The organism is Pelolinea submarina (assembly GCF_003966975.1).
In the GTDB taxonomy this organism is placed as follows: Bacteria; Chloroflexota; Anaerolineae; order Anaerolineales; family Anaerolineaceae; genus Pelolinea; species Pelolinea submarina.
In genome coordinates, this window is the sequence record NZ_AP018437.1 from 315,833 (window position 1) to 339,595 (window position 23,763).

General features: G+C 48.4%; 24 protein-coding genes and 1 tRNA gene. 13 read left to right on the forward strand and 12 right to left on the reverse strand.

The window, feature by feature from the left end; translation table 11 throughout:
• Positions 1-37: 37 nt before the first annotated feature.
• Positions 38-1,711 (reverse strand): glycosyltransferase family 39 protein, encoded by a 1,674-nt coding sequence (locus tag Pelsub_RS01515; RefSeq protein WP_116225314.1) that lies wholly within the window; start codon positions 1,709-1,711, stop codon positions 38-40.
• A 149-nt stretch (positions 1,712-1,860) separates the two neighbouring features.
• On the opposite strand from Pelsub_RS01515, the gene hutI reads away from it, so the two are divergent.
• The 4 genes from hutI to Pelsub_RS01535 all read left to right on the forward strand — a co-directional run bounded on the left by hutI (position 1,861) and on the right by Pelsub_RS01535 (position 6,477).
• On the forward strand, positions 1,861-3,117 hold the full coding sequence (gene hutI, locus Pelsub_RS01520; protein WP_116225315.1) for an imidazolonepropionase: 1,257 nt from the start codon (positions 1,861-1,863) through the stop codon (positions 3,115-3,117).
• Entirely contained in the window at positions 3,111-3,746 is a 636-nt protein-coding gene (locus Pelsub_RS01525; RefSeq protein ID WP_116225316.1) for an HD domain-containing protein, read from the forward strand. The genes hutI and Pelsub_RS01525 overlap by 7 nt, the downstream gene beginning before the upstream one ends.
• A 21-nt stretch (positions 3,747-3,767) precedes the next feature.
• Positions 3,768-4,553, forward strand: a complete 786-nt coding sequence (locus tag Pelsub_RS01530) for an inositol monophosphatase family protein (RefSeq protein WP_116225317.1) — start codon at positions 3,768-3,770, stop codon at positions 4,551-4,553.
• 139 nt (positions 4,554-4,692) lie between these two features.
• Positions 4,693-6,477, forward strand: a complete 1,785-nt coding sequence (locus Pelsub_RS01535; RefSeq protein ID WP_116225318.1) for a M3 family oligoendopeptidase — start codon at positions 4,693-4,695, stop codon at positions 6,475-6,477.
• Here the strand turns inward: Pelsub_RS01535 and Pelsub_RS01540 are convergent.
• The 3 genes from Pelsub_RS01540 to Pelsub_RS01550 are packed head-to-tail and all read right to left on the reverse strand — an operon-like array spanning position 6,474 to position 9,003.
• Complete coding sequence (locus Pelsub_RS01540; protein ID WP_116225319.1) at positions 6,474-6,671, reverse strand: hypothetical protein; 198 nt, start codon at positions 6,669-6,671, stop codon at positions 6,474-6,476. The two genes, Pelsub_RS01535 and Pelsub_RS01540, sit on opposite strands and share 4 nt — an antisense overlap.
• Positions 6,671-8,581 carry a hypothetical protein gene (locus tag Pelsub_RS01545; protein ID WP_116225320.1) on the reverse strand — a complete coding sequence of 637 codons (1,911 nt, stop codon included), beginning with the start codon at positions 8,579-8,581 and terminating at the stop codon, positions 6,671-6,673. Before Pelsub_RS01545 ends, Pelsub_RS01540 begins: the two co-directional genes overlap by 1 nt.
• Positions 8,582-8,625: 44 nt before the next feature.
• Positions 8,626-9,003, reverse strand: a complete 378-nt coding sequence (locus Pelsub_RS01550) for a single-stranded DNA-binding protein (RefSeq protein ID WP_116225321.1) — start codon at positions 9,001-9,003, stop codon at positions 8,626-8,628.
• Positions 9,004-9,115: 112 nt separating this feature from the next.
• Between Pelsub_RS01550 and Pelsub_RS01555 the strand changes: the two genes are divergently transcribed.
• From Pelsub_RS01555 to Pelsub_RS01565, 3 genes are all read left to right on the forward strand, one after another.
• Positions 9,116-9,754 carry a deoxynucleoside kinase gene (locus Pelsub_RS01555; RefSeq protein WP_116225322.1) on the forward strand — a complete coding sequence of 213 codons (639 nt, stop codon included), beginning with the start codon at positions 9,116-9,118 and terminating at the stop codon, positions 9,752-9,754.
• 26 nt (positions 9,755-9,780) lie between these two features.
• A complete protein-coding gene (locus Pelsub_RS01560) occupies positions 9,781-10,785 on the forward strand; it encodes a hypothetical protein (RefSeq protein ID WP_116225323.1) in 1,005 nt (334 codons plus the stop codon).
• A gap of 452 nt (positions 10,786-11,237) precedes the next feature.
• Complete coding sequence (locus Pelsub_RS01565) at positions 11,238-11,498, forward strand: stage V sporulation protein S (RefSeq protein ID WP_116225324.1); 261 nt, start codon at positions 11,238-11,240, stop codon at positions 11,496-11,498.
• A gap of 27 nt (positions 11,499-11,525) precedes the next feature.
• Here Pelsub_RS01565 and Pelsub_RS01570 read toward each other — a convergent pair whose 3' ends face one another.
• Both Pelsub_RS01570 and Pelsub_RS01575 read right to left on the reverse strand, forming a co-directional pair.
• Entirely contained in the window at positions 11,526-12,179 is a 654-nt protein-coding gene (locus Pelsub_RS01570) for a deoxynucleoside kinase (RefSeq protein WP_116225325.1), read from the reverse strand.
• Positions 12,180-12,272: 93 nt separating this feature from the next.
• The gene (locus Pelsub_RS01575) at positions 12,273-12,446 is read right to left on the reverse strand and encodes a 4Fe-4S binding protein (protein WP_116225326.1); all 174 of its coding nucleotides are present in this window, start codon (positions 12,444-12,446) and stop codon (positions 12,273-12,275) included.
• A 179-nt stretch (positions 12,447-12,625) separates the two neighbouring features.
• Here Pelsub_RS01575 and Pelsub_RS01580 point away from each other — a divergent pair, with 179 nt between their 5' ends.
• The 3 genes from Pelsub_RS01580 (at position 12,626) to Pelsub_RS01590 (ending at position 15,205) form a co-directional block, all read left to right on the forward strand.
• Positions 12,626-13,930, forward strand: coding sequence for an ADP-ribosylglycohydrolase family protein (locus Pelsub_RS01580; protein ID WP_116225327.1), 1,305 nt, complete (start codon positions 12,626-12,628; stop codon positions 13,928-13,930).
• A 93-nt stretch (positions 13,931-14,023) separates the two neighbouring features.
• A tRNA-Asn gene (locus tag Pelsub_RS01585) sits at positions 14,024-14,096 on the forward strand.
• A 338-nt stretch (positions 14,097-14,434) separates the two neighbouring features.
• The gene (locus Pelsub_RS01590; RefSeq protein ID WP_116225328.1) at positions 14,435-15,205 is read left to right on the forward strand and encodes a hypothetical protein; all 771 of its coding nucleotides are present in this window, start codon (positions 14,435-14,437) and stop codon (positions 15,203-15,205) included.
• Positions 15,206-15,473: 268 nt separating this feature from the next.
• Here the strand turns inward: Pelsub_RS01590 and Pelsub_RS01595 are convergent, their stop codons facing one another.
• The 6 genes from Pelsub_RS01595 to Pelsub_RS01620 all read right to left on the reverse strand — a co-directional run bounded on the left by Pelsub_RS01595 (position 15,474) and on the right by Pelsub_RS01620 (position 20,314).
• Complete coding sequence (locus tag Pelsub_RS01595; protein WP_116225329.1) at positions 15,474-16,217, reverse strand: SDR family NAD(P)-dependent oxidoreductase; 744 nt, start codon at positions 16,215-16,217, stop codon at positions 15,474-15,476.
• An 11-nt stretch (positions 16,218-16,228) separates the two neighbouring features.
• Positions 16,229-17,263 (reverse strand): zinc-dependent alcohol dehydrogenase, encoded by a 1,035-nt coding sequence (locus Pelsub_RS01600; protein WP_158674926.1) that lies wholly within the window; start codon positions 17,261-17,263, stop codon positions 16,229-16,231.
• A 114-nt stretch (positions 17,264-17,377) separates the two neighbouring features.
• Positions 17,378-18,658: a PTS galactitol transporter subunit IIC gene (locus tag Pelsub_RS01605; protein ID WP_116225331.1), complete on the reverse strand. Its 1,281-nt coding sequence runs from the start codon at positions 18,656-18,658 to the stop codon at positions 17,378-17,380.
• Between the two features lie 46 nt (positions 18,659-18,704).
• Positions 18,705-19,013 carry a PTS sugar transporter subunit IIB gene (locus Pelsub_RS01610; RefSeq protein ID WP_116225332.1) on the reverse strand — a complete coding sequence of 103 codons (309 nt, stop codon included), beginning with the start codon at positions 19,011-19,013 and terminating at the stop codon, positions 18,705-18,707.
• Positions 19,014-19,028: 15 nt separating this feature from the next.
• On the reverse strand, positions 19,029-19,823 hold the full coding sequence (locus Pelsub_RS01615) for a class I fructose-bisphosphate aldolase (protein ID WP_116225333.1): 795 nt from the start codon (positions 19,821-19,823) through the stop codon (positions 19,029-19,031).
• A 20-nt stretch (positions 19,824-19,843) separates the two neighbouring features.
• The gene (locus tag Pelsub_RS01620; protein ID WP_116225334.1) at positions 19,844-20,314 is read right to left on the reverse strand and encodes a PTS sugar transporter subunit IIA; all 471 of its coding nucleotides are present in this window, start codon (positions 20,312-20,314) and stop codon (positions 19,844-19,846) included.
• 206 nt (positions 20,315-20,520) lie between these two features.
• On the opposite strand from Pelsub_RS01620, the gene Pelsub_RS01625 reads away from it, so the two are divergent.
• The 3 genes from Pelsub_RS01625 (at position 20,521) to Pelsub_RS01635 (ending at position 23,754) form a co-directional block, all read left to right on the forward strand.
• Entirely contained in the window at positions 20,521-22,557 is a 2,037-nt protein-coding gene (locus tag Pelsub_RS01625) for a BglG family transcription antiterminator (RefSeq protein WP_158674927.1), read from the forward strand.
• Between the two features lie 70 nt (positions 22,558-22,627).
• Complete coding sequence (locus tag Pelsub_RS01630; RefSeq protein ID WP_116225336.1) at positions 22,628-22,810, forward strand: hypothetical protein; 183 nt, start codon at positions 22,628-22,630, stop codon at positions 22,808-22,810.
• 8 nt (positions 22,811-22,818) lie between these two features.
• Positions 22,819-23,754 (forward strand): DNA-3-methyladenine glycosylase family protein, encoded by a 936-nt coding sequence (locus Pelsub_RS01635; protein WP_116225337.1) that lies wholly within the window; start codon positions 22,819-22,821, stop codon positions 23,752-23,754.
• Positions 23,755-23,763 lie beyond the last annotated feature (9 nt).

The window sequence follows — 23,763 nt, forward strand, 5'->3', positions numbered from 1 at the left end:
TTATTAAAATATCATATCCCGGTTCTCCGGGATTTTTTTATTTATGTTCCAGCAGCATCAACCTGCGCTGCGGGTCGGGCCGCGTGGTGTACTGCTCTTCCACGGCCGCCAGACCGGCTTCATCCTGCTGGATATACTCCCAATCCGCCCAGGTCAAGACAGCCTGGGATTGATGCTTGAGCGTCAATTGTCTGACCATCGCTTCCTGGGTGTAGCCCATGAACACGTTAGCAGAGGTGATGCGCGCATCGAAGTAGAAATTATACATAGCCACGATATCATTGGGGTCTTCGCTGAGGAAGCCGTAATCAGCATCCATGCGCGGCGAGACGTACAGACGGTCGTCTGGCTGTATGTCCGCCAGTTCCTCTTTGTAGGTATTGAAGGGATACATCAAGTCTTCATAGCGTTCATTGTTGTGCTGAATGCGGTAGAAGTATTTATAAGTGTAGGTCAGCGGAGAGAGCAGCATAGCCGCGATGCAGAACAGCGGCAGCACCACGTTCCACCAACGCATACGCTTGACCCAGATGACGTAAGCCAGCAGCAGCGAGATCAGCACCGGGTAGTAGAGGCTGTCCAGCAGCGCGCTGTAATCGAAGGACATGGAAGCGGCGTAAGGGATCATCAGCGCGCGCAGTCCGACGATCAACCCGCCCGCAGCGATCAGCAGCCCGGCGAAGATCAGCCAGGAACGTTTATTTTCCGGCCACTTGAAGCGCAGGAACTGCGGGGCCAGGGCGGCCAGCATGGGCAGGGCCGGGAAGTAGAAGCGTTCGATGAAACCCCAGGGAATCTTGAGCATGTTGAGGGTGACGAAGATGATCATCAGCAGCGGGTACATCCACACCAGCTTGCGGGGGATGTCCAATTTTTTTTGCAGGCGCAGCCCGCCGATCACAAACAACAGGAAGGGTAATAACAATTCGTCGAGGAAGTACTCGCGGTACCAACTGGAAGGCGGATCGAAAAACACCTTGCCGAAATCGTAATGCGTAAAGATAGCGCCGAATGTGGAAGGGCGGATGGCAAAGAACGGATCGCCCAGGATAAAACCGTCCATGAGCATGAAGATCAGGATGCCGACCCCCAGGCCGATTAATAGTGGTTTAATCATCGCCGTCAAATTACGCCACTGCCAGTGATCGTCTTCATCCAGCATATAGCCCAGCAGCATCAGGTTGACAAACACGGTGGTTTCTTTAGTCTTGAATGCCAAAAAAGCCAGCATGCCCAAAATGCCCAGCACCAACGGCCGTTTACTCGGGGTGCGCAGCCCATATAGATACGCTGTGAAATAAGCCGTTACCATCAACATGGCAGTCAGGTCCACCGCCGGTTCGCCGGAATACGCCGTCATGAGCGGGAAGGTCAGGAAGATGGCCACCGCCAGCAGGCCGTGCAGCGGGTTGCTGCCCTTCAGGAAAGTGCGTGCGTTATAGTAGACCATGCAGAGGGTCAGCGCGATGATAAAGCCCCAAAAGATGCGCACTCCTTGCAGTGGGGTGGCCGCCAGGTTCATAAACAGTTTTTCCAAATAAATATGGAAATAACGGTTGCCATAGCTGGGTTCCTTATAATTGCGCAAGCCGATATCGATATACATGAACTCATCCGAGAAAATCGGCGCACCGGCGTACAACGCCAGCGCAATCCAAAACACGATGGTCAATGCAATCAGCGTTATCTTTTCAATTTTGGTAATTTTCATACCCAATCCTTAATTCAGTGAATATGGGTGATTTTACTATAGGCAGGCTGCGGAAAACGCTCTTAACTTCGTAAGCAGTGAAATTGATCCCGGCAGCTCAGGGAAGTCCTTTATAATAGCCAACAGTCTAATCGGAAGAGATAACCCACATGTTGATACATTCCGCCGCCCAGCTCCTGACACCCAGTGCGCAGCCCCAAAGGGGCAGCCGCATGGGCGAACTGTCCATCATTCCCAACGGGGCCGTACTGATCGAAGGCGAGACTATTGCCGCGGTCGGGGAAAGCGCCGACCTGCTCCGCCGCTACCCCAACGAAGAACGCTACGACGCCAGCGGACACGCCGTTCTGCCCGGGTTCGTTGACCCGCATACCCACCTGGTGTGGGCGAGCGACCGCGCCGCGGAGTTTGAGATGCGCCTGGAAGGCAAGACCTACATGGAGATCATGACCGCCGGCGGCGGCATCCAATCCACCGTCAACGCCACCCGCAGCGCCTCCACTGCGGAACTGATTGCTCAAACAGCCCGGCGCGCGCAGGACATTTTCGCATTGGGCACCACCACCGCCGAAGCCAAGAGCGGGTACGGACTGGAATGGACCAGCGAACTGAAGCAGATGGAAGTGCTGCTGGAACTCGATCGCCAGGGACCGCTGGAAATCCAGCCAACCTTCCTGGCCGCGCATGCCATCCCCTCCGGGTTCGGCGACCGGCCGGACGCTTACGTACAGCAGATCTGCGCGCAGATGCTGCCCGAACTGAAAAACTGGTGGGAGCGGCACGCCTCCAAGCGGCCGCTGCCTTTTGTGGACGTTTTCTGCGAAAAAGGCGCTTTCAGTCTGGAGCAGACCCGCCTGATCTTCACCACCGCGCAGGAATTGGGCTTTCCATTGAAAGTGCACGCGGATGAATTCGAAAACATCGGCGGCGCGCGCCTGGCCATTGAGATGGGCGCAGTCTCCGCCGACCATTTGGTCAAAACCTCTCCGGAAGAAGTCCGGCTGTTCGGAAGCAGTTCCACCGCCGCGGTGGCGCTGCCGTTGACGCCCTTTGGCTTGAACGAACTGGAGTACACGCCTGCCAAGGCCATCATCGCGGCCAACGGGCTGCTGGCGCTGGCTTCCGACCTGAACCCCGGCACCGCCTGGTGCGGGAACATGCAATTCGTCATCGCGCTGGCCTGCCGCGCCATGCACCTCACCCCGGCCCAGGCCATCACAGCGGCCACCATCAACGCCGCGGCGGCGATTCAACGGGAAGAACAGCTCGGCTCCATCCACCCCGGCAAGCAGGCCGACCTGCTGGTGCTGCGCGTGGACGATTACCGCCACCTGGCTTACCGCTTCGGAGGCAACCTGGTCAAAGATATTTTCAAGAAAGGGCGGTTGTACCAAAACCCATGCTGACGCTTGAACAAGCCCGCCAATGGTACCCGGACGTGGACGCCGTGCATGGATTCGATCACATCCAGCGCGTTTACGGCCTGTGCCAGCGCATCGGCGCGCAGGAAGGCGCCGACATGGAGATCCTGTTGGCCGCCGCCCTGCTGCACGACTCGCAAGGCAGCCACCCCGGCAAGGGCCAGCGCAACGACCACCACCTGCGCTCGGCTGAATTTGCCGCCGAGGTGCTGGCCGCTGAAGGCTGGCCGGACGAACGCATCCGGGCCGTACAGCACTGCATCCGCGCGCACCGCTTCCGCAGCGGCGGAGAGGCGCCCGAAACCATCGAGGCCAAGGTGCTGTTCGACTCCGATAAGCTGGACGTCATCGGCGCTGTGGGCGTGGTGCGCGCCCTGGCGTATGCCTTTCAGGTCAAACAGCCGGCTTTTGCCGAACCCTCGTCCTCCTTCCTGGAGGACGGCACCAAGCAGCCCGGCGAAGGGCACAGCGCTTATCACGAGTATCTGTTCAAACTGAACAAGATCTCCTCAAAATTGTTTACAGCCACCGCTCGCGGTATCGCCCAAAAGCGGCAGCAGTTCTTGAATGATTATTTCGAGGAATTGGCCGCCGAGATGCACGGGGAGCGGTGAGTTTTACCGCAGGAGTTTTAAATGCCCAACCAACAACCCAGCATTGATTTTTTGATCCAGCTTTCCAAGGAAGCCGGAAAGATATTGAAAGAGGGCTTCGGCAAGGAACATCAGGTTTCCTACAAAGGCCCGATTGACATCGTGACCGAGATCGACCGCAAGTCCGAGGACATGCTGGTCGGCCGCATCCGTGAAGCATTTCCCGAACATTCCATTGTGGCCGAGGAAAGCGGCTTCTTGGATGGGCAGAACGATCACCGCTGGTTCATCGACCCGGTGGACGGCACCTCCAATTACGCCAAAGCCTTGCCAATCTTCTGCGTCTCCATCGGCTACGCTTACCAGGGCAAGATGCGCCTGGCGGCGGTTTACGACCCGATGCGCGACGAGAGTTTTTACGCCGAACGCGGTCAGGGCGCCTGGTTGAATGGCGAACGCATGCATGTGACCGTTACCGACAAGCTGATCGACAGCATGCTGGTGACGGGTTTCCCCTACGACATTAAGCGGAAGGAAAACAACCTGAATCTTTTCGCGCGCCTATCCTTCCAGGTGCAAACCATCCGGCGCCTGGGTTCGGCCGTGCTCGACCAGGCCTACGTGGCAGCCGGGCGCTTGGACGGCTATTGGGAACTAGGCGTGAGCCCCTGGGACATCGCAGCCGGTACGCTGCTGGTGGAAGAAGCCGGCGGGATCGTCACCACCATCAAAGGCGACCCGGATTATTTCAAACCGCCCTTCGACGTGATCGCCGCCAACCCCAGGCTGCACCCCAAACTAATGGACGCGCTCAACCAGGACAATTAAGACTTCTAATTCCTTTCAAATACAGCGTTTATAAAGGGGCAGTATAATTTTTTTACCGGTAACCTGCCGGTTTTTAATGAACGCATTTTTAACGGTCTGTAGAGAACAGACCGGAAATAAAGAGAGAATAAGGAAAATCATGAGTAAAGACACACAAACACTTGAGCCTACTCGCTGGAGCCTGGCTGATCTTTTCCCCTCCGGGGATTCCCCCGAAATGCAGGCAGCATTTGACGAAATGGAAAAACAGGTGGCAGCCTTTGAAACCTGCCGCCCCGATCTGACCGCCGATATTTCCATGGATAAATTCCAGCAAATCGTCCGCTCCCTGGAAAGTATCGTCAAGCTGATGCAGCGCATCGGCGGGTACGCCGACCTGTGGTTTACGGAAGACACCCAAAATCAATCCGCCATGTCACTGCTGGCCCGCATGGAACAGCTTGGGGCGGAAATCTCCAACCGCGTGCTATTCTTCACCCTATGGTGGAAGGAGCTGGACGATAAAAATGCCGAGCGCCTGATGAAAGACAGCGGCGACCTGCATTACTGGCTGGAGGAAATGCGCCACTTCAAGCCGCACACGCTCAGCGAAGCCGAAGAGAAGATCATCAACATCAAGGACGTGACCGGCAGCAACGCGCTGATCACCTTGTATGACTCTTTCACCAACCGCTACAGTTTCAAGATTAAAGTCGATGGTGAAGAAAAGGAAATGACGCGCGGCGAACTGATGAGCTACGTGCGCATGGCGGACCCCGACCTGCGCGCCGCGGCTTACCAGGAACTGTACCGCGTTTACGGCCAGGACGGGCCCATCCTCGGCCAGATGTACCAGACCGTCGTACGCGACTGGCGCAACGAGAACATCAACCTGCGCGGTTACAAATCGCCCATCTCCGCGCGCAACCTGGGCAACGACATCCCCGACGAGGTGGTGGACACCCTGCTGGATGTCTGCCAGAAAAACGCGCCCATCTTCCAGCGCTTCTTCAAGCTGAAAGCGCGCCTGCTCAAGATGGACAAGCTGCGCCGCTACGATATTTACGCGCCGGTGACCGCATCCACCAAGGAATTCAGCATGGGCAGCGCCACCGAGCTGATTATGGACTCGTTCGACTCCTTCGACCCGCGCTTCGCGCAGTTGGCCATGAAGGTCATCAGCGAGAACCACGTGGACAGCCAGGTGCGCAAAGGCAAACGCTCGGGCGCTTTCTGCGCCACCGTCAACCCGGAGCTGACCCCCTGGGTGCTGACCAACTACCAGGGCCATTCCGACGATGTGGCCACGCTGGCGCACGAACTGGGCCACGCCATCCATTCCCTGCTGGCCAGCGACCACAGCATCTTCACGCAGCATTCCTGCCTGCCGCTGGCGGAGACCGCCTCCACCTTCGGCGAGATGATGCTGGTGGAACGCCTGTTGGCAGAAGAGCGCGACGAGAGCGTGCGGCGCGACCTGCTTTTCCGCCAGGTGGACGATTCCTACGCCACCATCATGCGCCAGGCTTTCTTCGCGCTGTTCGAGAAACAAGCGCACGCCATGACCGACCAGGGCGCCTCCATCGACGAGCTCTCGCAGGCTTACTTTGAGAATCTGCAAACGCAGTTCGGCGACGCGCTGGATATCGCGGACGAGTTCCGCTGGGAATGGGTTTCCATCCCGCACATCTACCATACGCCTTTCTACGTGTACGCCTATGCCTTTGGGCAGCTGCTGGTGTTATCGCTCTACAAACAATTCAAGGAAGAAGGCGATTCCTTCAAACCGCGCTATATCAAGATCCTCTCGACCGGCGGTTCTGAGGCGCCTATGAAGATCCTGTCGGACGCCGGATTTGATATCAGCCAGGCTTCTTTCTGGCAGGGCGGCTTCAATGTGGTGGATGGGATGATAAAAGAACTAGAGAATACTATTGAAGATTAACTTTCTTGTAAAGTTGCATCGTTAAATTCATCCCTGTCTTTTGAATTCGCCTGGCAGGGATGAACATTATTCTGTTGTATTGAGGAAGGCTCATTTCTTCCCTTTGAAATAGAAAATAGGTAGATTTCAGGATACTCCTCATCCCAAGATAACTTTGATTTACAATGATTATTGCTTGATAATCTCACACCCATTAATCCTCCTTGTTCTTATAAAACAAATTCCAGAATGAATTCGTGATTTTCCGATCATCTGTGACTATTCGGAAAAAACACCCAGAGATTTTTTCTTTTAACGCTGTTAGGCCAATGTTCTCTATCTCATTTAATTGCCTTCTAATAGAGAAAGGTATTTTATCATTGTCCTTCATATCCTTCAGAATCTCAATTTCTTTACCTGACAAAAATCTTTTTTGATATATAAAGAAATCTTCAGTGTCATATGAGATGCAATCTAATATTGCCTGTTGAGAAGATACTTTTAAATAGTCACTAAACGTACTCCATTCCTTTTTACTGATACTATATAGCAATATGTGTATTATTGTAAACTCACAGGAGTTTGTTAGTAAATTATAAAGTAGCTCCCTGCATTGATTCGAGTTTCTTACAATTAGAACCCCATTCGAAACTCCATTTTCTAGATCGATTTGCATCGCTAAAGGGTGCTTAGATTTCATTACATCAGCACGTTTTTCAAATACGCAATGCTCTGCAAACGCAAGTAGTTTGCAGATATCATAGAAAGTATATTCTATTATACCGTTTTCCGAGTTAAATTCAAGGCCTTTACCATTATCATTCTCAGGTTTCTTAATAAAATATTTCTGCTGTTTAAATATATTTTCCTTCTTTTGGAATAGCGAATAAGGACAATCATTTTTGTAGAATAAATTAATTCTATCCACAAAATCGCTTAATATTTCATTGTAATAATAGGCTATCTTTTTAAACGATTCATCATTATTTATTTGATCAAAAACACCTTCAGCGTTAAGCACGTAAATTCGTTTAATAAAATAATATAGAGATCTATCTTTGATCACTTCCCAATACTCATCAGGGTTAATTAATGGATAATACGCAATAACAGGATTTTTCTGAGCCAGAGTTGCCGCCAATTCAGAATCCTTTCCAAGTGTATCCGATTCTTGCCCCATATAAATTGTCACGCGGCATCTTTTCAACATCAGACCTTCAATTAATCCTTTATTTCGTGGATTATTGCAGATTGATTGCGTTGGATTAAAATACCTCAGTTTTAATTCATCAAGATTATTATTATTTTCTAATTTACTCTGTTTATTTGTAGCAAATAACTCCTCGATAAAATCATAAATTTCCTCATACTCCCATCTTTCTCTCATAGATGTAGCAAAATACACATCTAAGTAATCCCAAGTGAGATATATATCCGTATTGTTCAGAGCAATGATTTCATTCTTATCATTTTTTGTTTTCATTTCCTGAAGATTTTGTAAATACTCTTTTGTCGATAGGATAGTTTCTTGATCTTTTTTTGTAGTCAGTTGTTTCTCTGCCTCATTAATATCCTTTAACAATTTCGCACCAGAGATATATCCCAACATCCATGTTTCATCACGCTTTATTTTTTGAGTATCAAGAATTATTTCAGGTCGCCTTGAATAATAATCTTTATTTATTTCAGGTTTTTTATTAAATGGAGAAAAAGCATTTTCTAGCTCCGCCCTATTCATAATTCTGCATTGTGTGAAGACATTCTCTAAATTTCCAAAGCTCAACATAGATAAACCTCGGAAATACTCAATCCCTATTTTTATTTCATCCAGAGAAATATATCCATCATCGGTAATTCTATTATTGAGAAAGAAAAATTCAAAAAATTCTTCACTCACCTGATCTAAATCTAATATCAGCAATAATTCATTAAATTGAGCAAAATTTACCCCTTTTCCCCGCCTCTCAATCTCAACGATATATCTATTTAATAGGTCCGATTCCGACTCGCTCATTCCGCGTAAAAAATGTATACCACAAAGGTATTTAGCTAAAAGTATATAAATATCATTAATGCAGTTTGAATTTAAATTTAAATTAGTAATTTCGATATCGGTGAAAATCATTTATTGCCCCTTGTTGATAGGATATCTTATTATTATATAGTCATTTAATCCAACTCATCTTCTCCAAACAAGACATCCGCAGCCAGTTCCTCCGCTTCCGCCTCGCCGCTGTCTTTGGGCTGTCGGTCGAGCATTTGCATCTGGCTGACAATGATCTTGGTGAAGTAGCGCGTCTCACCGTTGTGATCGTAGCGGTCGGTGCGCAGCCGTCCTTCCAGGAAGACCAGCCGGCCTTTGGAAAGGTAGCTCTGGCATATTTCCCCCAATTTGCCCCAGGCCTCCACACTGAACCAGTCCGTTTCTTTTCTCAACTCCCCCTCACGGCTTTTCCACTTGCGCTCCACTGCAACGGGAAACACCGTGTATGCTGTACCATTCCGGGTAGTCCTGTTTTCAGGATCTTTGCCCAGTCTACCGATGATTTAAACGCGATTTAAGTTTGGCATTTTTCCCTCTTGGCTAGTATGATATAGTTGTGGTTTAGATTCAATTCATTGAAAGTCAAGAATAATTCATCATTTTTACGGAGGGCAAATGTACGTTGCCATCGAAGGAGTCATCGGAGTAGGAAAAACCAGCCTGGCGCGTTTGCTGCAGCCCGCGTTTGAAGCCAATCTCCTTCTGGAAGTGTTCGAAGAAAACCCCTTCCTTTCCAATTTCTATCAAGACCGCGGCCGTTACGCGTTCCAAACCCAAATGTTTTTTCTGCTCAGCCGCTACCACCAACAGCGCCGCAACGTGCCCGAAATGCTGGCCAGCGGGAAGCCGCTGTTAAGCGACTACACTTTCGATAAAGATGCCTTGTTCGCCCGCACCAACCTGGACGGAGACGAACTGGATATGTATTACAAACTGCATTCCGCCCTGGCGGAAAAGATTCCCCCGCCGGACCTGACCGTTTACCTGCGCGCTTCCACCGACACCCTCATGCACCGCATCACACTGCGCGACCGATCCTTCGAACGCTCCATGGAACGGGATTACATCGATCTGCTTAACGTTGCCTACGACGAGTGTTTCATGCAGCCGGAAGATAACCGGCCGATATTGATCATTGATTCCAACGAATTGGACTTCGTCAAGAACGAGGAAGACCTTAAGTGGATTGAAAATCGCATCCGCCAACGCCTGCATTTGCCACCTTTTCAGCCGGAACTTCTTATTCCAGAGTAAAATTCATATAATAAATACAGGAAATTATGCGCATAACAAGGGATTTATTGCTGAATACAGCCAGGGATACGGTAAAACGCCAGACTTATGGTGGGCATGACTTGGTGAGCGCTTACCTAACGGGCTCTCTGATTTATGATGAACCGTTATTAGGCGGTATTACGGATATTGACCTGATCTACATCCATTCTGTGGACATTCCCTGCCGCCGCGAAATTGTACCCATCACGGAAGAAATTCACCTGGACATCGCGCATTATCCCCAATCCATGTTCAGCCAGCCGCGCGACTTGCGTAGCAATGCCTGGCTGGGATCTTTTTTGTGCCACGATCCCATCATGCTGTACGATACCTCGCATTGGTTCGAATACACCCAGGCGGGTGTGGCCGCGCAGTTCTTCCTGCCGTCCAACATCATTCAACGGGTAAAGTTTTTCTCGGAACGCGCGCGTTCCTCCTGGCTGCAGCTGCAACTGAAAACCGGCGATTTCACAGCCGAGACACGCCTGGAATATCTGCGTATTTTAAAAGACGCAGCCAACGCAATTGCCTGCCTGACCAGCGTTCCGCTGACGGAACGGCGTTTTTTGATCGATTTCCCCGAACGCGCAATTAATTTAAACATGCCCGGTTTAGCAGGCGGATTTGTCGATTTGATCGTGCCGGTTGAACCGGTCGAACCGGATTGGGAAAATTGGCTGGATAACTGGAAAGCTGCCTACGCCGATCTTTTAGAAAGCCCGGATGTTCCGCTGACCCTCAGCAATGGACGACTGCCGTATTACGAAAAAGCCATTATTGAACTGGCCGGCAGCCGGCAGGAAGCTGCTTTATGGATCATGCTGTGGACCTGGACTCTGATAGCGAACCTTCTCCCGCAAGGAAGCAGAGGCGTTACATCCTACGAGAATTTCTGTTCCCTCCTGGCTTTGGATGGCGGCAATTTTGGAGAGCGCTTGTCCTCGTTAGATACTTATCTGGATACGGTGGAAGAGGCTATCGATAACTGGTCCTATCAAAACGGCCTTTAATTATCCACAAAGCTTGTTGATAAAGCCTGTGGATAACTTTCCAAAAGTTGTGGATAAAAGTGTGATCGTGTGGATAATAGTATCGTCTTTCCTGAAAAAATATCCGTGAATTTTTACTTATCCGCACTCCCCAATTCTTATCCGGCAGGGCCTTCATTCATCCACAAAATATCCACACCTCTTTTTAGCATTTGTTTTTAAATATATCTATAAATAGAGGGTGGAGAGTTAGATAATTCCCATATATAGGGGTAACGCACTTCCATCTGCACGCTTCTCCACATATCAACAGCCCCTACTAATATTACTTTAACCATTAATATACTTAAAATAGATTAAATTCTTTACTTGAAACTGCTATTCAAATCTTGTACAATGCAAATACTAAATAAAAATAATGTAGCTCCCGAAAATACTATGAATGTATTGAAATTGCTGAAAGGAGGGAAACCTTGGATGTAATCAAAGTGAAAGCTGTTTCTCGAACCGCTGCTGTAGCGGGAGCCATCGCTGGAGTTATAAGAGAGCAAAAGCACGCTGAAGTGCAGGCGATTGGCGCAGGTGCAGTCAATCAAGCTGTTAAAGCATTGGTATTGGCTAAAAACTTTCTGGTGCAGGATGAAATTGATATAATCTTCACGCCGGAATTTGTAAATGTAGAAATTGACGGAAAGGTTCGCACAGCTATTAAATTCGTTGTCGAACCGCGTTAGTCCGTTGGCGTAGAAGGGGGTCTTTATTTACGCGCTGTATTCCTCTGGAAGGAAGACGACTTCGTCCTTGCCGGCTATTTTATCCTGAACTTTTGTAAGGATGAGAGCCATGTGCTTAGGCTCGGACACAAAGTCTAAATTATCGGCCGGGACTGTCAGAACCGGGCACAAAGAAAAAGAGGATATCCAGTTCTCGTAAGCCTTATTCAACTGGCTGAGGTAAGCCGGGTCAATGGAGCGTTCATATTCGCGCCCGCGTAAATGAATACGCTGCTGCAGAGTGGTCACGGATGCGCGCAGATAAATTACCAGATCAGGTGTAGGAAGAAAGCACAGCAGGCTTTGATAGAGGGCGGCATAAGTTTCGTAATCTCGCTGAGACATGTTCCCATTGAGATAAAGGTTTTTGGCAAATATTTCGGCATCCTCGTATAAGCTGCGATCCAATATCACCGAAGAAGTGGATTCGGACAGATCATGATAGACGTGCAGACGGTGGGTTAAAAAATAAACTTGAGAATGAAAACCCCAGGCAGGCATATTTTGATAAAAATCGGCCAAATAAGGGTTATTCGTAACGGGTTCATAAAAAGGCTGCCAATCCAATTCCTGGCTGAGCCGGGCTACCAGAGAAGATTTTCCTGCCCCAATATTGCCTGCGATGGTAATGAATTTTTTCATAATTTTGATTAATTATATGCATAATGCCGCTTAACAACAAAAAAGTGAGCACACGTAAGTGGCTCACTTTTGTTGTTTAAGGTTGTGTTCTATCTACTCGATTTTGGAGATAGCGTCGACGGGGCAGACCTCAACGCACTTGGCCTGATCGGTGCACTTTTCAGGGTCGATTTCCATGTGCTCGTCGCCCATTGCAATGGCGCCTTCGGGGCATTCTACTTCGCAGGATCCGCAAACAATGCAATCATCAGAAATTATGTGGGTCATTCTTCTGTTCCTTTCAGAATGTTTTTTCTTTCAAGCAAAAAGGATAGCACAAGTTTATCTTTTTTGTCAACAACAATCCTTCCCAATATTGTCATATTTCAATCACCCAATTCTTCGCCTAATAGATCTGCTTAATACTGGGTAAAATCTAATAATCTATCTTAAACAGGAGTATAGCCATGCAGCATCAGGATTTGGGCCGGGAAATGCTTCTCAAAGCAGAGCTCAGGAATTTGGAAGATGAGGGCTGCCAGGACATCGATCTACTGCGAAGAATCGAACAGTCCTTGGAGCCGGGTGCTAATCCATCAATGGATGAAGAACTTTGGCTTCACATTGAAGCTGTCAATGGACAACTCTTAAAAAGTAGAAATGAACCTTCCGATATGGAGGGAATCAGGCGGCTGCGCGGAAACTTTGGCAGTTCCCAATTTGCCGGTCCTAAAGATATCGACTGGTACGATAAAGTATATGGCGCCTGGCTGGCCCGCTGCGCCGGCTGCACATTGGGGAAACCCGTCGAAGGCTGGACCCGGGAGCGCATCCGCGCCTACCTGCAGGCCGCCGGCGCTTATCCGCTGCGCACTTATATCCCTGTCCTTGAGCCTTTTCCGGAAGGGTTGGCGCTTTGGGAGAATTACGAAGGCACCACCCTGAGCAATATCCGGCGGATGGTGAGGGACGACGATACCGATTACACTGTAATCGCGCTGAAAACGTTGGAGACCCATGGCCGGGATTTTCAGTCTGAGGATATCGGGAAAATGTGGCTGGAGAATTTGCCTTACGGCAGCATTTTTACCGCGGAGGCCATTGCTTACCGCAATATGATCAACGAAATGGATCCGCCGCGCACGGCCTCTTTCCGCAATCCCTACCGCGAATACATCGGCGCGCAGATACGCGGGGATATGTGGGGCTACGTCAACCCCGGCAACCCCGAGCGGGCAGCGGAAATGGCTTTCCGGGATGCGTGCGTGTCGCATACGAAGAATGGCATCTACGGAGAGATGTGGGCGGCTGCCTGCGTCGCGGCTGCCTTTGTGCTGGATGACCCGCGCGAAATCATTTTGTCCGGATTGAACTTCATCCCGGCGGAAAGCCGCTTGACCCAGGCGGTATTGAAGACCATGCAGTGGGTAGACGCGTACGGAGATTGGGAAAAGGTGCGCGACAAAATCGAAGAGGAATACGCGGGCATGAGTTCCATCCACGTGATCAATAACACCTGCCTGATCGTGATGGGTCTGATGTTGGGGCAGAGCGGCCTGGGCGAAAGCCTGTGCATTACCATGATGGGCGGCATGGACACCGACTGCACCTGCGCCACAGCCGGCTCGATGCTGGGCGCCATGCACGGCGCCAAGGCGCTGCCGGAGGAATGGACTGCACCGCTGAACGACGAATTACAGAGCATGATCAACGGGAATGAACTTTGCCGTATTTCTGATCTGGCGCGGCGCACCTGTCGCCTGATCGCTTGAGTTCCTGACCGGAAAAGCTGATAAATGGGATTCCTTCCATTATGTTCGGAGTCCTTGACAAGTAAATTAAGCACTTCTATAATAGTGAGGCTTTCCTCGCTAGCTCAATTGGCAGAGCGCGCGGCTGTTAACCGCTAGGTTCCAGGTTCGAGTCCTGGGCGAGGAGCTCTTTTTTTTAAGTACACCTTTTGTTCCATCAGTAGAGAATTCTATTCTTTTCCTTTTTTTTTATATCAAAAGCTTCTATTTGATTGAGCTAAAAATTTAAAATATCGATAGCTCAAAATTAATAAATATCCTTGATTTCCAAAAAATAATAATAAAATTAAAAGATCTGTTCAATGCAATAAAAAGGGTTTTTGAATTTTCATTTCTTTTATAGGGTTCAATAGAATCGGCGACAGATTATTAATTAGAAGCAATGACTAATATTGGAAATTCAATTTAGTATTTACTTCCAAAAAACAGTTAAAATCCTAACAATACAGTAATTTTAGAGGGTCAATGGTAGGAAAATTTATAAAAAAATATTGGTGGATTTTTATTGGAGGCATGATCTATTTTTACTGGTCAAGTGAAAATGGGCTAGCTAATAACAGTATTGAATTCATTACTTTCAATCAAATTTTGAAAGATACTTTTACCCTGGTAATTGCTGTATTGACAATAGCTATTGCTTTTGAAGGCTTAACTATTTGGAAGAAAGAAATTTTTGGCAAATTTGAATTTGACTTGGCAAAAGAAATTGCAATTTGGATTAGTGGATTACGTAATGAAATTCTGATAATGTCTTCTTCATGGGGAACTTCAGCAGAATTAAAAATGAATAAAAAACTAGCGGTCATAATGGAAAAGGATCCCCGGGCAATTCCATCACCCTTCAATATTTACAAAAACCCAAATTATCGGATGATGATAACTGAATTTCAAACGCTGTCCATTAAATCCAAAGATTACCAGCTAAAGGCAAAACTTGTGTGGAATGAAGAATTGACTGATATTTTTAGTGAGATAGACAATTTTTGTCTAAAATATCAGGCCAATTTCTTTAGAGCAAATTTCTTTATTGGTGATAATGACTCAATATTAATAGATGTTGAAAAATATGATGAAGATAATTCGTTAAAAACTCTTTTAAATATTTTTAATCATTCAATTGTCTATGAAATAGACGGTGATTATGTAGTAAAGAATTATTTTGACAATTATTTTAATGAATTTGAGAATACTTATGAAAAGCTTTATACGTTGATGGCAGATAAAATAAAAAACTAGATAAGTCCTATCTGATATAAAAAGAGAATGAAATCCCGCAACAATTTTTTACTTCTTGTAGTAATCAATTTATAGGTACATTAGTCAATAAAAAGATATTATGAGAAAAATATTTTTCCCCATTATTCCTTGATGTACGTAATAAAAAAAATATAAACTAACAAAATTTTTTCCCCACCAGAGTTTTATAAATTAAATATTATTAAAGCATTTTTTGAAAGAAGGTGAGGAAAAATTCCTGTTAGTTAATCCCCCTTTTTTCTAACCGCTAACTAATGTATAAACCGCCGTTGATGGGCAGGTTGATGCCGGTGAGGTAAGACGCTTCATCGGACGCCAGAAAGTTAATACAATAGGCCACGTCTTCCGGCGTGCCCAGGCGGCCAACCGGCACTTTGGCAGCGAACTCATCCCGCTTGCCGTCCAAGGCTCCCTCCCAGCCCTGCGTGTCGATCCAACCGGGCGAAACGGCGTTGACCGTGATGCCAAAGGCGGCGTATTCCCTGGCCAGCGACTTGGTCAGGCCGATCACGCCGGCTTTGGACGCGGCGTAATGACTGTGCCCGCCGGTTGACCCCTGCTGGGCTGCCAGTGAAGAGAGATTGATGATCCGCCCCCATGTGTTTTCTTTCATGGCCGGCAGTATGGCCGAACACAGGTTGAAAACCCCTTCCAGGTTCACCTGCAGGACCTTTTGCCAATCGCCCAGAGACATTTGACTGAAAGGCTGGGTGGGGCGGATACCGGCGTTGTTCACCAGGATATCGATGCGTCCAAATTCGGCCAGCACTTTTTCGACGGTCGCCTTGACGTTGGGAGCATCCGCCACGTTCAGCTGCTCAAAAAAGACCTGTAAGCCTGCCTCGCGCATTTCCCGGGCGGTCTTTTCCCCGTTGGCGGAAATGTCCGTAATGACGACAATGCGCCCCTTCGAGGCCAGTGCTTGCGCGGCGGCCGCGCCAATGCCCCTGGCCGCGCCTGTCACGATTGCGACTCTTTTAATTTCTTCCATCTTTCACCTTCCTAAAACAACGCAACGTTTTTTATACCGATGTGATCGCGGGTCATTGAAAGCAGTTTGCCCACTTCGTCCAGGTTTCCGGTGGCGGTGATCAGCAGGTCTGTGCCAATCTCTCCCCGGCTCAACAGGTCGATTGCCCAGCGATAAGAAGCCTGCGTGTAACTGACCGATCCGGTAATGACCGTTTGGTTGTAGTGCAAGGTGGACAAATTGAATTCCACGGTGGTATCGTGACCGGCTGACGCCAACATGACGATCTTCCCGCCTTTTTTCATCATCCTGATGCCCGATTCGGATAATTCTTTTATGCCTATCGCGCAAATCAGGCTGTCGGCGCCTTCGCCGCGCGTAAAGTCTTTGACTGCTTTCTCGACATCCATTTTCTGAGGGTTCACTGCGGCATCCGCGCCGAGCTGTTTGGCGAGTGCTAAACGGTCGTCCAGCATATCGGAAATCAACACCCGATATCCGAGGTTTTTGTAAATTTGCATACAGACCAATCCCATGAATCCCCCGCCGAGGACGACGGCCGAGCCGGGCGGGGTGCACAGCGAGCGCAGAACGCCGTTGGCGCAAGCCGCCACCGGTTCAATGATGGCCGCATCGCGGAAAGTAAGCTCGTCGGGAATTTTAAAGATGTTGGCCGCGGGAGCGGCAGCGAATTCACAGAAAGCGCCATTCTGGGAAAAGCCGATCACTTCGTAATGGTCGCACATGCCCATGCCCTCTGCGGCAGTCTTTCCGCTGATGCAGCTTGGGCAATGTCCACAGGTGACGACCGGCGCAATGGCTACCCTGTCCCCCACTTCCAGTCCGCTCTGCCGGCTGTCCCCCAGCGATGTGATAATGCCGGCCGGCTCGTGACCCAGAATGAAGGGCAAAAAAGGGGCAGAACTTTTACCGGTGAATTTTTTGACATCAGTTGCGCAAACACCACAGGATTTGATTTCGACCAAAATTTCGCCGGGCTTAGCCTGGGCGTTTTGGACCTCTCCTATTGTGATTTCTCCAGGTTTTGTTAATAGTGCAGCTTTCATTTTTCTCCTATTTAAATAAAACATATAATTAGAAAAGGAGGGCTGTTAGAGAATTTTCCTCTAACAGCCCCTCCACCCAATACCTAATCAGGGTTTACTTAATTAGGTATTTCTTTAGAAAATACCGCCTGTGAAGAGTGAGGAAAACCAGGTCGTTACCCATGCCCAGGGATAGACGGTCAGCATGGAGATCTGAGAAACACCCTCCGGAATCGTTGTTCCGGCTTCCACGGCCAATCTGGTTACCAGCGGCGCAATGGAAGTTGCCATCAACATACTAACGCCGATGGCGAAAGCTCCAAACAAGACACCTTTAACAATATTATTTTTGAACATCGCCATTGGCATGGCAACCCAGAATCCGAGGTAAGCCAGGTCCGCCAGGGGCAGGAGTTTGTTGCCCGGCAGGATGGTGGCCATGACCAACGTGATCGGAATCAACAGTACAGCCACAATAACTGCTGAGGGTTGCGCAACGCCCACCGCGCAATCCAGGCCGATGTAAAATTCGCGGCCGGGGAATCTTTGGGTGAGCCATTTGCGGGCGGCTTCCGAAATGGGGAACAGACCGGACATCAGCACTTTGAGCATTTCAGGCAGCAGTAGCAGAATGGCAGCCACAACCACGCCGGTTTGAAGCGCTTTTATTACGTCGTAGCCTCCCAGGAAGGACAACCCGATACCAATTACCAGACCAAAGACAGTGGAGTTGCCAAGCGGGCCGATCTTTTTCTGCAGGGAATCGATATCCGCGTTCCAGTCTTTGATGCCGGGAATACGATCGAACAGCCACATGAATGGCCAGGCCAGCAGACCGAAGAAGGAAGAGAACGGATGCGGGAAGGAAATGCCGGGCATGTTGTAATACTTCTCGATATATTTGGCTTGCATATCGCCCAACACCAACGAAATCGCGACCGTGAAGACGAAGGCCAGAAAACCGTAGAATGCGCTTCCGGTCAGTCCCTGTACACATGCCCATGAGAACATAGAAGGCCAGAAATTCCATACATCGATATCGACTGTCTTGGTCAATTTCAACAACAGCATGACTACATTCACCAGGATACCCAGGGGAATCATGAAAGCCGCGGCTGTTAACGAAAAAGTGATAGGGAAGTGCACGGCAACGCCCACATCCGGAATCGAGAGCGCCAAACCGGTCCGCTCAACGAGCGCATTTGCCAGCGGGCCAACAGTTGATGCGATTGCCCCGGTCATCAGGTTTAATCCATAAAAACCAATGCCGACTCTTAACCCATTGACGAATGATTGGGCGGGTTTTAATCCGAAAGCGATCCCGATTAAAAAAAGTGCGATGGGCAGCATTACTGTTGCACCCAGCGAGTTGATCCAACCAAAGAAAACACTAATTGCGTTTGCTATTTCACTCATATTTACCTCCGTAGAATTTTTGAAAAGCAGTGGTTATTAAATCCGATTATTTCTTATCACTCACCTCCTCCAGCTTTTTTATTATTATTTCCAGGGTTTCATCGAACCCGATTCCAGTGATGATTGAGGAGCTTGCCACAACCGGAACGTTATAAATATCGCTCAACATTGAAGCGGAGACGATTAGGTCAAAGTTAGCCGCAACCAATGCCAAATCGACCACTTTCACTTCAGTAATCTCGGCTTTTATTCCCTTTAATTGAAGGGCGTCATTTAGTCTGGCAGCGATCCACCCGGAAGTGGCATAGCCGGCGCCGCAGACTGAGGCAATTTTGTAAACCTTGTTTGAATCCATGCATTTCTCCTTGACCTAGAATGTTTTTTCAAAAGCTACTTGCGGGTCCATATTTTCATGCACAACCATATTGACAGCTTGCAGCATCTTGACCGGCTGTTTACTCTGCCAGACGTTTCGACCGACAGCAATGCCCATAGCGCCGCCATCCAGAGCACCCTTGACCATATTAAGGAAGTCAATGGGTTCGTCCGCTTTCGGGCCGCCGGACATGACGATGGGGGCCGGGCAGGACTCAGTCACTTCCCGGAAAGTATCGGGATTGCCGGTGTAATACGTCTTGACGATGTCCGCACCCAATTCCGCGCCGATGCGGGCGGCGTGTTTCAGGTAGCTTGGGTTCAGCATATTATCCTCGCCGTAAGGGTACATCATCGCCATCAGCGGCATACCGTATCGTTCACATTCCAGCGCGACCTTGGAAAGGTTTTGGATCATCTCATAATCGTAGGGAGCACCCACAAAGATGCGCATAGAAACTCCGCACGCGCCAATCTCCAGGGCGTGCTCGACCGTGTCGACCAGGTAGACACGCGCGGGGTCAACGCTCTTGGTTGTGGCGGTTGAGATGGACAGCAGGAAGGGCAGGCGGTTGGCAGCCAGAATGGGCATGGCTTTCTTGATGTTCCCAAAGTGGGTAAACAGCGTGTCCGGTTTACCGGCGCAGATCGTCTCGATGGTCTTGACCGGATCGATCAGCCCTTCGCAGGGGCCGATAGCCGGGCTGTGGTCCAGCGCAACGCAAACTTGCCTCTTGCTATCCGCATTAATGATTTGGGATAAACGAAAATCTTTTCCTAATTGGGACATTACTTCTTCTTCTCCTTGGCTTATTTATTGTGTAAAAAGGGTTCAATGGCTTGAAACGCGCTTTGCGCACTTGTAGATTGGGCAATCTTCCTGACTGTATTTTGATCCCCCAGGACATTGGAAACCCATCTCAATACGGCGATCTGATCGCCTTTGATAAAGGACATCAAAAATACAATGGAAACGTTTAATTCTTTCAGGGGATTATCCATGGCAAAGAAGGTCACCGGCTGTTCCAATACTGCCAGGGCGATGGCAGTCCGGTTGACGCCGATTGGATCCGCGTGGGGTACGGCAGAGGCAATCGGCAGGGTCGGCAGACCGGTGGGATGAATCTTTTCTCTGGCGATAACCTCATCGAAGTATGCTTCGGTGACAATACCTTTTTCTATCATCTTCGAGCATAAATACTGGATAACGCTTTTCTGGTTGTTCTGTTGGATTTGGGGATGTATGAAAATCATGTCGTCCGTGAAAATTGATAAACTCATTAGTCAAGTCCTTAGTTATGTTGATCATTGCCAGTTTAGCATCTAATACCAGCCTGCTCCATTTCACGCTTAGCTGATTAGATGTCTTAATAATGAAACATGGAAAAATGAAAAAGACCTTAAAATGTATTTTGGACTCATCTACAATTGAGAAAATGTTTCAAAAATTGATCACATGTCTTTCTTCGAACAGCAAAAAAGTCCTGATGGCATTGATTAGCCGGGACGACCCGGTCAGTGCGCAGCATCTGGCTGATTCACTTGGGCTGTCTATCTCACAGGTTCGTTATTCCATAAAAAAAATTCAGGCGTGTCTCATATTCAACGGCACCGATATCCAATTGAAACCCAATGAGGGAATTCAAATTATCCTGGATAAGGAAACGAAAAGCGAACTCCTTGACCTAATCCAAAACAACAGTCAAGACATCACCATTTTGAACCAGGAAGAAAGAGTCCGGCTTTTGCTTCAAATCATCCTGGCATCACGGAAGGATTTGCCCCAATCCGAAATTCGAGCGATTACGGGTATCTCATACACCAGCTTTTACCGGGATTTTGAGAAAGTGCGGAGCTGGTTGAACTCGTTTTCTTTGACTTTGACCGCCAAAAGAAATGCACCGGTATGCGTACTTGGCGATGAATTGAAAATCCGGGAAGCGATCCAGGCCATCCTGCTGCAAAACCTTGGTCAAGACTATGTCATTCAAGCCTGTGTGCTGGCTGTCGAGGATATCGACTTCAACGATATTGAAAGAAGCGTTTTTTATTTTCAAGCCCAGGATATCATCCGGGATTTGAATTTACCGCATTGTGAGCAGACGGTTCGCAACCTGGAGGTGCAATATCACAGCCCCTTGTTTGATCAAGCTCATGTTGAATTGACTGTATACCTCGGGATTATGGCGTACCGGATCAAGTTAGGAAAATACATTTCAAAAACCGCTGTGGATAATATAAAGGAATGTAATACCGAAGTTGATATTGTTGCCAACATCCTGAAGGATTTCGGGATCGACGCTGATGATCCGGCCTTGGCTGCGGAAAAAGAATACCTGAATTATTTGATCGCCCAATGCTTTTTGTATGGAACGAATGAACAACAGCATCCCCATCCCCAAAACGATGAAAGCCGCAAATTTGACGATTTGGCAAAGACAATCGTCAAAGAAATCGCGAAATATCTGCACGCCGGACTATACGAGGATGAGGAATTGATCCAATGTATCATTTGGGAATTGACGTATGCCTCCAAAGGAAAACAAACGAGGGGAGATATTTACGATAGTTCCGAAAAGGAACTCAAGCCGGCAAACAACACCGAACAGATTCTGAGAAAGATTTTATTCCCGATTTTAAATGAAGCCAGGATTCAACATATCAATCAAATCATCAGCGCAATTTCCAATCATACGCTGGCTGCGCTGGAGAAAGTCAGGTCGTCTTCCTGCCAGCGCAGGGTTCTTTTAGTTTGCGGGGCGGGCGTGGCAACGGCGTTTTCTTTGCGCAGCCAGCTCAACACACTGATTCCAGAAATTGATGTTGTGGAAATGGTGTCTGTTTTCGACCTGGTTCACAATGACGGCCTGGTGGATGGCTGCGATGCCATTATCTCCACGCTTCCATTGGGGAATATTACGGAAGTACCGCAGATTCATGTCAACGCAATGCTGTCGAAAGAGGATGTCAGCAATATTCGCAAATCACTTGGAATTGGAACTCACTTCCAGGATTTTTCTACCTCGTTTCAGGTAAATCGCCCGATTAACCTGCAGGAAGTGGTGAATATTCATACGATAAAAACCCACCAAACAGCCGAAAATCCGGCGGATGTGATTGATCAAGTGGGCAGGCTGCTTTTGGATATCGATGCAATCTGGCCGAGCTACATCAAAGCCATGCAGAATCTCTACAAGCTGTATGGCCCATATATGGTGATTGCTCCGAACACGGCTTTGCTGCATGCAGGACCGGAAATGGGATCCAAAAAGCTGGCGATTAGCCTGATTACATTGGATACTCCGGTTCAATTTGGACACGCGTTGTACGATCCCGTAAATATCGCCATGGCTTTTTCATCGCCGGTCAATTCCGTCCATACCAACATCCTTTCCGACGTATTTAATTTTTTCGCGATTCCCCAAAATCGCATCAATGTACTCCATGCTAAAGATCCGGCGGATGTAATGACATTACTGAGCAATATCGAAGTTGTGGAAGCTGTCGGAAACACTGCTGGCTGATAGAATCACCTAATGAAGTAAATTTTCTTAATAACTATTTTGTGCTGCTGCGGTAGCGTAAAATCATCCTATGATGAAAAATAAAAAACAAACCCGCTGGTTAATTATTTGTGTTGGGGCCGGTCTGCTATTTTCGGCCGAAGCATACAATTTTTTCTCCCGAAGTGAAGTTATAAAAGGCGTGATTTTTGGAGTATTGGCCGTGGTTTTCTACTTATTGGCCTTTGCTTATTCAAAAGATAAATTAAAATAACAAACACTATGTCCGAATCCCTTATCCGTTTAGAGGCCGCGGCGCCGTTCGATTTTTGGAGCACCCTGCAAGCGCACGGTTGGGTGGACCTGCTGCCAAATGAGTATCACCCCGAATCCCAATCTTTCTCGCGCGTCCAACAATTGGCGAGTGGGAAGGTGGTTCAGCTGAACATTTCGGCTGAACAGGGAGACGGCATTATTCCCCTTAACGTGTTGGTTGCCCATGAGGGACGACTATCAGTTAAAGATCGCAGCGAAATTGAAAATGTGGTGTGCCACATGCTGCGCCTGGACGAAGATTTCAGCGAGTTTTACCGGTTGTGCAAAAAGAATGGTATGCCCTGGTCGCAGATGAAACCCGGTAATGGGCGGCTGCTGCGTTCGCCGGAGTTATTCGAGGATATGGTCAAGGTGATTTGTACCACCAATGTGCAGTGGGGCGGCACAAAGCGTATGGTGCGTGAGCTGGTGGAACAATTTGGCGAAGCGCTGCCGGGCAACCCCAACTTGAAAGCATTTCCTCTTGCGCAGGCAATCGCGGATGTATCCTTTGAAGATTTCCAAAGCAGGGTTCGTTTGGGTTATCGTACGCCTTATATATACCAACTCGCGCGTGATTTTGCTCAAGGCTCCAATTGCTATGCGAAATTTTCTGATATGCAAATCCCGACCGAGGAGGTCCGCAAAGAGCTGCTATCTGTTAAAGGGATCGGCAATTATGCAGCCGCCTCTGTTTTGATGCTGTTGGGACGTTATGATGAAATCCCAGTCGATTCCGTTTTCCAGCAGTTGATGAGCAAAAAGTATTTCGATGGCGGGAATTTTGATTTAAAGGAAGCCCTGGCAATCTATCAGGATTGGGGAAAATGGAAATACCTTGCGTATTGGTTCGATTTACTTACCTTTCACCAGACTGCCGAAGACACGAGTAATAGCGATTGATTTTACGGG